Raw genomic sequence first — 11928 nt, 5'->3', positions numbered from 1 at the left:
TTACTTTTTCTTGCCGGGCAGCATACTAGTCAGCTTGCCCATCAACCCTGGTTTGGCTGCCGGTTGTGCAGCCGGTGGCGTAGCGGGTTTGGCCGCCTGTTGTGGAGCAGCTGGCGCGGCTGGTTTAGCCGCGTTGGCCGCGGGGTTGGCGGCTGCGGCAGTCTTGCCAGCATCCTTGCCTACCTCCGGCTTTGCAGCCGGAGGAGGAGGAGGTTCATTGGCAACGCGCGTATTTTTCAGCTTCTGGGCAAGATCCGGATCTGCATTTTTCACCAGAATTGAAATGCGGCGGTTCGATGGATCGTAAGGATTATTCTTGACGCGCAACATCTGGTCGGCATAACCACGCACCTGCGTTACCTGATCCTGACGCACGCCGGACTGCTGCAAGATGCGCCGCGCCGCATTGGCACGATCGGCGGAAAGCTCCCAGTTCGAGTAGTTGTTATCGTTCGAGTACGGGGCTGCGTCGGTATGCCCCTCGATCAGCAGGTTGTTGGGAATCGTCTTTAATCCCGCGGCCAACAGCGTCAATAGTTCCTGGCCATTGGAACTCAGCTTGGGACTACCGCTCTGATAGAAGGTTCCATTCTTGTCTTCGATCAACTCAATGCGCAGGCCCTCGCTGGTAATGGTCATCTCGATCTGCTTCATCAGCTTGTCGAGTTCCTTCTTGTCCTTGATCTGTTTTTCGAGTTTTTCTTTCAGCTCCTCAAGGGCTTTCTGGTCATCCTTGACCTCGATTGTGCCCTGCCCCGTACCGGCCATCGTGGTGCCCAACAGCTGCCCTGTACCCTTGGGATCATTGAAATAGCCGGCCACCGCCTTCTTGACCTTTACGCTCGACCCCATCAGCCAGAGCACAATGAACAACGACATCATGGCCGTCACAAAGTCAGCATAGGCAACCTTCCATGCACCACCGTGGTGGCCACCGTGCCCGCCTTTCTTTTTGATGACGATGATGGGTCGTGTATTGGAGTCTGCCATCTTGCTCTGCTCTCTTCCCCTGCTTTGGTTTCAGGTTTGCGCTCTAGCAAAATCCTGGATGCTGTCCCCTGAAACCACAAAAGCACAGTTACGTGACCAACAGGGAGCGGCAACCTGGAACGAATTCTCTAGGGCAACCTTTCCGGATTTTGCTCTAGGCTGCCGCTGCTGCGCCGCCACCACCGCCCTTGCAGTTCTTCTCCATTTCGTTGAAGTCAGGACGCACATGCGCCGGAATAGCGCGGCGGCCCATTTCGATGGCGATCATCGGGGCACAGCCCTTCAGAAAGGCCAGAATAATCACGCGCAAGACGTGCAGGTATTCGTTGTGGGCATCGGCCGTCTTGGCCATGTTGGCGGTCAGCGGTCCCACCATTCCGTAACACATCAGAATGCCCAGAAAGGTTCCCACCAGAGCCGCCGCCACGTGCTCGCCGATCTCTTCCGGAGGGCCACCAAGCGCGCCCATGGTAATCACCACGCCCAGCACGGCAGCCACAATGCCCAGGCCAGGCAACGCATCGGCAACCGTCGTCAGCGCGCTCACCGGAGCCGTGGACTCATGGTGATGCACTTCCATGTCGAGTTCCATCATCTGGTCCATATCAAAGGGCTCAACACCGCCGGTAATGGCCGTGCGCAGCGTGTCGCAGACAAAGTCGAGCGAGTGATGATCGTGCAGAAAATCAGGATAGTTTTTAAACAGCGCGCTTTCCTTGGGCTTTTCCACGTCCATTTCCACGCTCAGCAGACCCTCTTTGCGCACCTTGTTCAAAAACTGGTACATCATTTTGAGCGTGCTTAAATAGCGAGCCTTGGTAAAAGGCGAACCCTTGAGTACGCCCAGCACGCCGGCGATGATGTCCTTGATGATGTTCATCGGATTAGCAACCAGAAGCGTACCAGCGGCCGCGCCGCACAGAATGAGGAGCTCGGCCGGCTGAATCAGGACGGCTATCTTGCCATGCTCCATCAAAAAACCACCAATGACAGAGCCGATCACTACAACTATGCCGATTATGGCAAACATGCAATTCCTCCTTACGCCGCCGTCACTTGATTGCCGCCCGCATCCGTGCTGGCTTCCATAGCTTTTTGCGCCCGTTGAAGTAGTTGTGCCAAGGTTTCACCCTTGACTTTTCCAGCCTGCGCCACGCCAATACTTGCGGTCAGCGTCACGCGATCCCCCCACCAACGAAAGTCGGCGGTTCGCGTCAGTCCACACAAGGTACGTGCATAGGCTTCCAACATCTCCGGCGTGCGTTCATGTGCAATCACCAGAAACTCCTCCTTGCCCCAGCGGCCTAGTTCGTCGGCGGGCCGCATACCGTGCTCAATCACGTACTGCACCTTGCCCAGCATCGCCTCGCAACCGCTGGCACCGTGCGTTTTGCGCAAGTCATGCGCCTGATCAATGCTTACCCAGATCACGCCAAACGGAATCTCGCCATGCTCGAAATCCTCCATCGCCTTCTGCAAGCGCTCTTCCAGCTCCTGCTGGCTGGTAGCCACCGCGTGAATACCGCCCGTTTCTCCGTGCGGCAGTGCGTCAAGCCCGGCGGCAGGATGAAATAACACCACCGAACCAAGACGCTGGCCCATTTCATCGCGTAGTACACGGCAAAGACCGATGGCCTGCAACTGATGGCCTAGTTTGTGCCGCGCATTCATCAGGCCCCACTTGCCCGAAGGATGATCCGTCGGACCCTGCGGAGAACAATCCGTACAGGGATAGAGCAACGACCCCAGCCCATCGGGCGCAGACCGCTTCAGCAACTCCGCGGACATATAGCCGGTAATTGCCTGCGCGGCCTGATTCCAATAGATCACCAGACCGTCATTGTCCATCACTGCCAATCCGTCCGGCAGATTTTCCAGCACGGATTCCAGCAACTCAGCCCGATCTAACATGAATCTCTCCCACGCATAATCCTTGCCCCGCACACAATTCTCTTCCCTGTGCGCATACCAGAGCACCCGCGCCGATTCTGGCCCGTCACTGTCTACATCGGCACCAGACGGATCAACTTCATGTCCTTGTCCCGCTATTAGGAAATTAGCGTTTTCTAAATAGCTTTCGTTTCATAAAATAGGACGGATCTGCTCAATTTTTTCGCGTTTTTTTAATCTTCCTATTCTCTTGTTAGATTTTTTCTGCTTTAAACACCCTTAAAAAACCACAGAGAAGCAGAGCTGCAGAAGATTTTCGGAACTGGAAAGTTTTTTGACGCAGAAAAACGCCACCCTTGCGGATGGCGTTCCTCTGGTTGGAATTGAGTTACTTGGCGATGCGCTTGCCGGGCTTGCGACCAGGCTTGCCGGCCACCTTGGCAGGCTTAGCAGGCTTGGCAACTGCCTTGGTGCTCACCTTGCGAACCGGAGCAGCGACCTTTTCGATCTTCACCGGCTCAGGCTCAGCCTCGTGCGGAGCGAAGAAACGGGCACCGCCCTCGACCGCGTTCTCACCCATCACATGCAGACGCAGGAAGTTGGTGGAACCCGACTTGGAGCGGGTACCCGCCACAATGCCGATCACTTCGCGCTGACGCACAAAGCCGTTCTGCTCCAACAGGGTCTCGGCGCAATCCACCAGAGCCTCGGTCGTGTTGACCTTGGGGCAGTGGATCGGCGTCGTGCCCCAGAGCAGGCACAGGCGGTTGATGGTGATGTCGATCGGGCTGAGCGCGAAGATCGGCGCCGAAGGATGATACTTCGACAGCTGACGCGCAGTGGCACCGGACTCGGTGAAGAGCGCGATACCGGCCAGATCCAGATCATCGGCAGCGTGCGCCGTGGCTTCGCAGATCGTTTCGGCAATCGAAAGATGGGCCGTGCGGATGTGCGCCGAGGCAACCTTATCTTCCTTGATGTGGCGCTCGGATTCGCTGACAATGCGCGACATCATCGAAACCGCTTCAACCGGATACTTGCCCATGGCCGACTCGCCCGAGAGCATCACGGCATCGGTGCCGTCATAGATGGCGTTGGCAACGTCGGAGACTTCGGCGCGGGTGGGGCGCGGATTCTCGATCATCGACTCCAGCATCTGCGTAGCAGTGATCACCGGCTTGGAGTACTCAGCCGCGCGACGGATGATGTGCTTCTGGATAGCAGGCACCTTCTCCGGCGGAACTTCCACGCCCAGATCGCCACGGGCAACCATAATGCCGTCGGCAACCTGCAGGATGGCGTCCAGATGCTCGATGGCCTGAGGCTTTTCGAGCTTGGCGATGATCCAGGTTTCGCTGCCATAGGCGGTCACGCGGTTACGCACCAGCTGCACGTCTTCAGCCGTACGCACAAAGCTGACGGCGATGGCGTCCACACCGGTCTTGAGCGCGAACTCCAGATCGATGGCGTCCTTATCAGTGAGCGAGGGAACGCGGACGGGAATACCGGGCAGGTTGATGCCCTTCTTTTCGCCGAGCATACCGCCGTTGATGATTTCGCAGACGACGTCGTCGCCCACAACTTCATGCACGCGCAGCTCAATCAAACCGTCGGAAAGCAAAATGCGGGAGCCCTGCTCGACGTTCTCGGCCAGGGTCTTGAAGGTAGTGCCCACGAGTTCAGCGGTGCCAGGAACCTCGCGCGGGGTGATGGTCAGGCGCTTGCCGGCCTCAAGCAGCACAGGCTGGTGGTCCTTCAGTACAGAGGTGCGGATCTTCGGTCCCTGCAGGTCGGCCAGAATACAGAGCGGCTTGTGCTCTTCACGGCTAACCTTGCGGATCATCTGCACCAGAGCCGCCTTCTCTTCATGCGCGCCGTGGGAGAAGTTCAGACGAACCACATCAAGGCCGGCGCGGACAAGGTTGCGGAAGACAGGCTCGGTGTTGGAAGCCGGGCCGAGAGTGGCAACGATCTTCGCACGGCGTTGAGACGGGGACCCGTACAGACTCATTTCAGCAAACGACATCGAAGTGACTCCAAAAGACTCAAAGTTGGGTAAAGAAGGGAGCAGTCAGGCAGCTGTTTCCTGCGAGGAACGGCCCAATTCATTGTACATGCCGTAGTTTTGGCATATACCCCCTACTCATGATGGGGTTAGCACCAGAGTAAGGTCGGTGAGTGCCATCACTGAGGCCGATTTTTGGCGCAAATTACTGAACTGCCAGCTTCGGGCCGTCCGTGCCCATTTGCGAACCGCCTAGGCGCAGACTGCATAATCGCTGCTAATAGCTGATAAAGAAAGGATTAGTAGTGGACTTCCCCTTGGCGCTCACGGTACAGAACACCGTTCAGCTCCGCACCCAGCAAAACGCTGAAGGCCGTAATGTACATCCAGACCAGGGTGGCGATGCCGGCACCAAAGGAACCGTACAGTAAGGAGTAGTTGGCAATACGCGTGACATACCAGCCAAAAGCCAGGGTGGCGGGAAACCAGATGAGCGTACCCGCAATAGCCCCCGGCGCAACCCAGCCCCAGTGCTCCTTGCGGTGCGTGCCAAAGTGATAGACGGCCATCAAAACAGCGGTGCTGGTCAGCAGCGCAATCGACCAGCGCACCATGCGCCAGAAAAAGAGCACAATCTCACGCAGGTCATGGCCGCTCTTGTCGATCATCCACAATTCAATTTGATGGCCGAAGACCACCACGATGGTGGCCACCGAGAGTGGAATCAGGGCGATGGGAACCAGCAACAACGCCCGCGCCCGCCGTCCCCAGAAGCCCCAGCCGTTTAGCGGCAGGTGGTAGGCGCGACGAAAGCCCTCCATCAGCGACAGCATCACGCCCAGGCCAGCAAACAGGCTCAGACCGGTAGCGGAATAAACCACCTGTTGCGTATAGTGATGACGCAAAAGAAGATAGGACTGCAGTATGTCCATAGTGTCGGCCGGCAAAAACTGCTCGCTGAGCGAGCGCACCTCGCCCACCGCGGTCGGCCCCTCATCCACCTGCGCCAGCAGGGTGGTAAGCACCAGCAGCATGGGAAAGAGCATCAACATGGCCGAATAGGCGACGGCCTTGGCGCTGTTCACCAGATCGTGCTCGATGGACTGCATGAGCGCAGAACGAATTTGAGAGAGAAATCGCACCATGGCTGCTAATGGAAAGACTATTGTATTTCTACGTTTTACGCGAGTATTCCCGGGCGGGTTGCTCACAGCAAAAACCAAAATCTTTTCCATGCTTGATGGTACGTCCTAAGAGTTCAAACCAAGATTGCATTCAAAAGTTGCGCGTTTTCTGCTTGCTGGGCTGAACGGGATTTTTTCCTCTGCGCAAAAAAACTATTACAAAAAATCTGGTATGACTAATTCATACCGGAGCTATACTGGCGAACAGGAGTCGAAAAGATGGCAACTTCCCCCTGCGACAAGCGCACCATCAGTCTTTCGGCTGAACAAGGCGAATACATTGATCAATTAGTTGAATCTGGTGCTTATAACTCGGCAAGCGAAGTGGTTCGCGCCGGTCTTCGCGCCCTCGAAGAGCGGAATGCAGCCGTGGAACGCTGGCTGCGGACGGAAGTTGTGGAAGCCTATGACGCGCTGGAGGCCGATCCCGACCGAGCGATTCCGGCCAATGAGGTTTTTGCCGCAGTTGCTGCCCGACATCGTGAACGTGTGGAGCATTGACCGTGAAAAGAACGGTCGTTTTCACGCCAGAAGCACGCGACGACCTACAGGAACTTTACGACTGCATTGCCACCCACGGCAGCCCTGCCCGTGCAATCGGTTTTTTGCAGCAAATTGAAGAAGCCTGCGTGAGTCTGAGCACTTTTGCCGAACGGGGCAGGTTGAGAGAAGATCTGCGCCCAGGCCTGCGCGTAATGGGATTTAAGTACCGCGTTTCCATTGCTTTCCGGGGCAATCCGGACGAGGTGGCGATTCTGCGCATTCTGTACAAAGGGCGCAGCTTGCGCCGCGCCCTCGAAGGTTAATTGCTTCCGCTTCCCTGCTCTTCTACTGTTTCTCGTTGTAAAGAAACAGCGCCCGCAGCTCCAGGTAGGGTCCGTGGAAGTCGTGGGGCAAGCCGGGGTAGTTGGAGCCGGTCAACGCACCCCAGGCAGCGCGGTCCAGCGCCACATCGCCCGAGCGGCCTTCCAGAATCAGGCTGCCATCCATCAGGCGGCCGTTCGGCAATACCTTGAAGCGGATCATCACCTGACCCGACTTGTAGATGGGCGGATTGACCTCGTCGGGGATCAGCGGATCCCAGGTCTTTTCCGTCTCGAAATGCCAGGCGTGCAACCAAGCGCTGAAGTCCACGCCCTGGGTGTCGGAAAGGACCTCGACGCCGCCTTCTCCCGCGCCGGGGTGCATGTGCATATGGCTGCCACCCAGGCTGCCCCCGCTGCTGCTGCCATGGTATTGAGACATGCCGTGGGCGGCATCGTGCATGGCTTGCAACTGGCTTTGCTGCGCGCCCAGAGCCGCAAAGTTGGGCCGCGCCGGCACGGCTGCCGGGCGTGGAGCCTCCATCTGCGATTGCTGCTGTTGCGGCGGCGGCGGCACCGGAGCCTGCTGTTGCGGCTGGGATTGCGTCTGCTGCTGGGGCTGCTGCTGCGCGGGCACGGGCGGAGCCTGCTTGCGGATGTCGTCCAGCGTCTGCTTGTCGATGGTCGGCGGCTTGATCATCGGTTTCACCTTGGGAGCCGCCTTCATCATCGGCGAATCCAGGTAGGTAAAGTCGTCGTGGTGGCTTTTGTCCTTGTTTTCCACAACCAGAGGAACCTTGAAGACGTAACGCGGAATCCAGGTAACGGCCGAGATCAGGATAAGGTGCGCCAGAACCGCCCAGAGCGCGCCCTCGCGCAAACGGGCCCAGCGCCGCTCATCTTCGAGCTCGCTGATCATGTCAAGCAACTCGTGCGTATCGTAGTTGATCCAGCGCGAGGAACTGCCGGGCTGGCGTTCCGTCTGCTCCTGCTCACTGGTCTCTGGCTGCTGATCGGGTGCGTCGCTGGTGGACATTCGTTCCTCGGAAGCACGACCGGAGTAGAGTCCGGTGGCGGCCTCGTTCAACTTTCTTCTTATTTTCGCATCTGCCATCAGGTTCTGGCGCGATCATCTTGCAGAAGAGAATCGCCGCCTGTCGCGGATCGACCCCACAGCACTCCGGCAGGCCCGGCACGTACAATGGATCTTTTGAGTCAGACGCATTTCGGGACGGAAAGGGAACATCTTTTTGAAGCGTTTTTTTGCCGCACTCCTGGCCAAGTGGCATCTGGTGATTGTGCCCGCACTGGTCAAAATGGGCTTTTGGGGCGCTGCCGCAGTCGCACTGCTCGACTCCTCCACCATTCCCGTCCCCATGGACGCGGTTCTAGCCCTCTGGGTCTGGAATGACCGCTCCCACTTCTGGGCGTACTGCCTGATGGCCTCGGCCGGGTCAGCGATCGGCGGCCTGCTGCCTTACGGACTGGGTCGCGCCGGTGGTGAGTTGTTTGTGCTCAAGCGGATCAACCGCGAGCGCTTTGAAAAAATTCGCAACCGCTTCGAGCGGCAGGAGTTCCTGGCTATGCTGGTGCCCTCCATGCTGCCTCCGCCCACGCCCTGGAAGGCCTTCGTCTTTGCCGCCGGCGTCTTTGAGATGCGCATCCTGGACTTTATGGCCGCAGTTTTTCTGGGCCGCATGATCCGCTGGATGGCTCTTTCGCTGCTGGTGCTCAAGCTGGGGCCCGGCGCGGTGGATGTGGTGGCGCACCATGGCGCCAAGGCGATGCTGGCGGTTCTGCTGCTGGCAGTGCTCGGCTTTGCCTGGTGGTGGATTGCCCGCAAACGCAAAGGCTCCACGACGCAAAATGACTAAACAGGCTGCGGGAAGGCATTTTGTTTGGAGCCAGAAAAGCACGTCAGCAGGTCAGCCGACTCGCCGACTCGCTGACTCGCTAGTTCTACACGCTCAAAAATTTAAGCATGGCGCTGGCAATCATCTCCGGCGCGGCCCGCAGGCCCAGATGGGCCTGTCCTTCCAGCACTTCCACCCGTACGTTGGGCAGCACACCGGCCAGGGCACGGGTCGTGTTCTTCATCGGATGCTCGCGCGATTCACTGCCCATCAGCAGCAGCGTAGGCGTGAGCATGGTACGGAAGTGCTCCACCGTCTTGGGCATCGCATCCATTACCCGCAGCTCGCGGGTCCAGCTGGGAGCCAGACCGATCAACTTGTTCCACCCCGGCGTCTGGCGGATGTTGGCCACCATCTCCGGCGACAAACGAATGAAACCAACCAGCCCGATCTCCATGGCGCGCTCCGCGTCACCTGCGGCCATGGCTTGCGCGTACTCCTCCAGCGGAGGACCGGCCACCGGACCTTCCAGCGGCAACGGCGGCTCATAGAGCACCAGTTTGGGCAGCGAACGGCGCATGGCCGTCGACAAGGCGCAGACCGCACCATAGGAGTGCGCGGCCAGTATGGCGTCGGGCCCGGCAGCATCGAGCAGGGCTTCAATATCTTCGCACTCGCGTTCAATCGAGTAAGACGCGTGGCCAACGCCGCTTCCACGGCGGCCACGGCGATCCATCGTGTAGCAGGTAAAGTGCCCGGCCAACAGCTTGGCAGCCGGCATCCAGTCGGTGTGGGTGGCCACACTGCCGTGCACAAAAACAATGCCCGGACCACGACCCAGACGGCGATAGCCGATCCGCGTTCCGTCCGCTGAATGAATGCTTTCTTCGTGAATGACTAAATGAGGATGTTCTTGCGTTTGAGTAACCACGTCTCTTCCATGGTAACGCGCACGGCGGAAGACGAGGCAGAACAGAACTCATGGGGGCTAACCCACGTTGAAACGTGGGGCTAACCTGCGCTGCGCCTACGGCGCGTTTTTTCGCTGCGACACACAAAAGTCAATGCTGCTTCGGTTCGCTAGGCGAGCTGAGAACTAATAGCTGACCGTTGCTTTAATGGCTGACCGTTGCTTTTTCCATGCTGTTCAGCGGCGGCAACTTGGCCACTGCAAGAACAGGCACTTCAAGCGTTCCCACCTTGCCCGTCGCCATGTCTCCCACGCCTACCCGCAGATAGAAATCGCCCTTGGCAGGAACGCTGATCTGCTGGTTATAGGCCAGGCGGCCATTCTGGAGCACGTTGTATTTGGCGTCGTTCAGAACAGCCTCCAGATCGTTGGCCTGGATGGCCTGCGGCACTCCATCGGGGTCGAAGACCTGACTGATGAACTGAATACGGCAGTGATGCTGGTGGTCGCCGGCCAGATCGCAGTTCACATCCCGCGGCGTCACCATGAAGTGCACGGTATACACCCGGAAAGGCCCCTTGGATTTGGGGTTGATGGAGTTGGATTGGACCGCGCCGGGTTGGGTTCCAGCATCGTTCGGCCGCACGGCTGCTTCAAAGTGAATCTGGCTGGCACCGGGTCCGCCATGCAGCATGGCCGCATGCAGCGCATCATAACTGGGAACGAGGCCGGGAACGGGCTTGCCATCGACAATCTGCGCCTGCGGCATGATGGCCTTCATGTCGTTTGGATCATCGGCATAGTAGCCACGACGGAAGTTCAACGTCAAGCCCTGCCGAGCCAACTTGACCTGAATTTTGCGGTACTCGCCCTGCCACTTGGCACTGTTGGGCGCATAGGTAAGCGTGTAATAGCTGGAGCCTTCATTGATGGCCGCTTCCGCAGCTTCCTTCAGGCCGTTGGTATTCACAAAGGCACGGCCTCCAGTGGCCTCGGCTAACTCCATCATGGTGCCATGCTCGGACGATGTCTGATTAAAAAAGCTGGCCTGAGCTTTCATGGCAGCCCTGCCGGTGGTGGGCCCTGACTTGGAGACGTCGTACATGGGACTGACCATCAGGCCACGCGCATCCACCGGGTAAACGGCTACGCGGCTGCGGGCCAGCATGTCGGTCGTCTGGCGGAACTCATCTTCCGCATCGGCCACCACTGCAAAGGGATTCTGCAGATCGCCATCGGGCAGAATGCTGATGGGGAAGGAAGCCGAAAACCAGAGCAAATTCTTGCGCCCGGGCAGATTCTCCAGGTAGCGGGCCAGTACGTTGAATCCATCCAGCGTGTAGCGGACGCGCATCATCTGCATGAAGGAGTCCTGCTCGGCCTCGAACTGCGCCAGATTGGCCACCGTTGTAGCAGCGTCCGGAGAATCGCCCAGCATCGTCTGTATCTGGTCAGCAAAGGGCGTATTCGATGCGCCGGTGTCGCCATTCATGCTGTCGTTCAGCATGGCCGAGGCACCGGGCAACCCCTTCTTGCCTTCCACAATGGCACGCAGCAGCGCCGGGTCTGAGGTAAAGCCCTGCAACATGCGCAGGCGGGTGGTCAGGCCGAAAATAGCAATGCGCGTACCGGGTCGCATCGTCTTCAGATAATCCCGCAGCTGCGCGATCATGAAGCTCTGATCCTTGAGCGGTGTATTCAGCTTGTCGAGCAGCAGAATGTTCAGCACCCCATCTTCAGGGACCGCCGTGCGATTGCTGAAGACGCCTGGGGGTTCTGCGGGCAACGGTACCGGAGCCGGTGCCGTTGCGCTCATGGCGTGCTCTTCAAATGTTTTGACCTGCTGCGCGTGGCCGTTTTCGAGTACGCTGAATTCCTCAGCCTTCAGGCCATGCACCGGCTGATGGTGCTCGTCGGTCACCGTCACATCCACAATCACCAGGTTGGAGTTGGCGCGCAGGCTGGCCACCGGCTGATCCGCCTGCGCCCAGAGCCCCTGCACCCAAAGACCTGGCGCGGCAGCCAACGCCACACCCAACAAACAGAATCTACGCACACCCAACATTCCTGCATCCTCCTGGCGCGAAAGCTGCTTCGATTCGTACACAATGAAGCTGCCACGCCATTGCAACCGTCTATAGCATTTTCGGAATAGGTGTAGACCGAAGGCATGCTCTCAAGAGCAGCTCTATGCGATTCACCGTGGCACGCAATGGAAAAATAAGGTCGCAAACACTCTACTACAAGAGGATGGAAGCCTGGGAAGACGAAAACAGAGGGCATCAGGGCAAGC

General features: G+C 58.3%; 11 protein-coding genes. 3 read left to right on the top strand and 8 right to left on the bottom strand.

The features are described 5' to 3' along the window. The 5 genes from ACOBR2_RS03585 to ACOBR2_RS03565 form a co-directional block, all read right to left on the bottom strand. Positions 1-990, bottom strand: coding sequence for a flagellar motor protein MotB (locus ACOBR2_RS03585; protein ID WP_420238698.1), 990 nt, complete (start codon positions 988-990; stop codon positions 1-3). A gap of 154 nt (positions 991-1144) precedes the next feature. Further along, positions 1145-2020 (bottom strand): flagellar motor stator protein MotA, encoded by an 876-nt coding sequence (motA, locus tag ACOBR2_RS03580; RefSeq protein ID WP_420238697.1) that lies wholly within the window; start codon positions 2018-2020, stop codon positions 1145-1147. An 11-nt stretch (positions 2021-2031) separates the two neighbouring features. Then, positions 2032-2901: a diguanylate cyclase domain-containing protein gene (locus ACOBR2_RS03575; RefSeq protein WP_420238696.1), complete on the bottom strand. Its 870-nt coding sequence runs from the start codon at positions 2899-2901 to the stop codon at positions 2032-2034. A 367-nt stretch (positions 2902-3268) separates the two neighbouring features. Next, positions 3269-4906, bottom strand: coding sequence for a pyruvate kinase (pyk, locus tag ACOBR2_RS03570; protein ID WP_420238695.1), 1638 nt, complete (start codon positions 4904-4906; stop codon positions 3269-3271). Positions 4907-5184: 278 nt separating this feature from the next. Continuing rightward, positions 5185-5994 carry a YihY/virulence factor BrkB family protein gene (locus tag ACOBR2_RS03565; protein WP_420238694.1) on the bottom strand — a complete coding sequence of 270 codons (810 nt, stop codon included), beginning with the start codon at positions 5992-5994 and terminating at the stop codon, positions 5185-5187. Positions 5995-6288: 294 nt separating this feature from the next. Here ACOBR2_RS03565 and ACOBR2_RS03560 point away from each other — a divergent pair, with 294 nt between their 5' ends. Beyond that, positions 6289-6570 (top strand): type II toxin-antitoxin system ParD family antitoxin, encoded by a 282-nt coding sequence (locus ACOBR2_RS03560; RefSeq protein WP_420238693.1) that lies wholly within the window; start codon positions 6289-6291, stop codon positions 6568-6570. 2 nt (positions 6571-6572) lie between these two features. Continuing rightward, positions 6573-6875, top strand: a complete 303-nt coding sequence (locus ACOBR2_RS03555) for a type II toxin-antitoxin system RelE/ParE family toxin (RefSeq protein ID WP_420238692.1) — start codon at positions 6573-6575, stop codon at positions 6873-6875. A 22-nt stretch (positions 6876-6897) separates the two neighbouring features. Here ACOBR2_RS03555 and ACOBR2_RS03550 read toward each other — a convergent pair whose 3' ends face one another. Continuing rightward, positions 6898-7959 carry an energy transducer TonB family protein gene (locus ACOBR2_RS03550; RefSeq protein ID WP_420238691.1) on the bottom strand — a complete coding sequence of 354 codons (1062 nt, stop codon included), beginning with the start codon at positions 7957-7959 and terminating at the stop codon, positions 6898-6900. A 163-nt stretch (positions 7960-8122) separates the two neighbouring features. On the opposite strand from ACOBR2_RS03550, the gene ACOBR2_RS03545 reads away from it, so the two are divergent. Further along, positions 8123-8746 (top strand): YqaA family protein, encoded by a 624-nt coding sequence (locus ACOBR2_RS03545; protein WP_420238690.1) that lies wholly within the window; start codon positions 8123-8125, stop codon positions 8744-8746. Between the two features lie 85 nt (positions 8747-8831). Here ACOBR2_RS03545 and ACOBR2_RS03540 read toward each other — a convergent pair whose 3' ends face one another. Together ACOBR2_RS03540 and ACOBR2_RS03535 are read right to left on the bottom strand one after the other, a co-directional pair. Then, the gene (locus ACOBR2_RS03540) at positions 8832-9656 is read right to left on the bottom strand and encodes an alpha/beta fold hydrolase (RefSeq protein ID WP_420238689.1); all 825 of its coding nucleotides are present in this window, start codon (positions 9654-9656) and stop codon (positions 8832-8834) included. 184 nt (positions 9657-9840) lie between these two features. Further along, entirely contained in the window at positions 9841-11700 is a 1860-nt protein-coding gene (locus tag ACOBR2_RS03535) for a VWA domain-containing protein (RefSeq protein ID WP_420238688.1), read from the bottom strand. Between the last annotated feature and the right edge of the window lie 228 nt (positions 11701-11928).

Source organism: Telmatobacter bradus (assembly GCF_048629425.1).
Lineage (GTDB): Bacteria > Acidobacteriota > Terriglobia > Terriglobales > Acidobacteriaceae > Telmatobacter > Telmatobacter bradus.
The sequence above is the reverse complement of the archived record's forward strand: the minus strand, read 5'-3'. Positions and strand labels throughout refer to the sequence as shown.

Bases quoted from the DNA above. Each gene is read 5' to 3' on its own strand.
- ACOBR2_RS03585 (WP_420238698.1), bottom strand. From the start codon at position 990: ATGGCAGACTCCAATACACGACCCATCATCGTCATCAAAAAGAAAGGC.
- ACOBR2_RS03575 (WP_420238696.1), bottom strand. From the start codon at position 2,901: ATGTTAGATCGGGCTGAGTTGCTGGAATCCGTGCTGGAAAATCTGCCG.
- pyk (WP_420238695.1), bottom strand. From the start codon at position 4,906: ATGTCGTTTGCTGAAATGAGTCTGTACGGGTCCCCGTCTCAACGCCGT.
- ACOBR2_RS03535 (WP_420238688.1), bottom strand. From the start codon at position 11,700: ATGTTGGGTGTGCGTAGATTCTGTTTGTTGGGTGTGGCGTTGGCTGCC.
- motA (WP_420238697.1), bottom strand. From the start codon at position 2,020: ATGTTTGCCATAATCGGCATAGTTGTAGTGATCGGCTCTGTCATTGGT.
- ACOBR2_RS03565 (WP_420238694.1), bottom strand. From the start codon at position 5,994: ATGCAGTCCATCGAGCACGATCTGGTGAACAGCGCCAAGGCCGTCGCC.
- ACOBR2_RS03560 (WP_420238693.1), top strand. From the start codon at position 6,289: ATGGCAACTTCCCCCTGCGACAAGCGCACCATCAGTCTTTCGGCTGAA.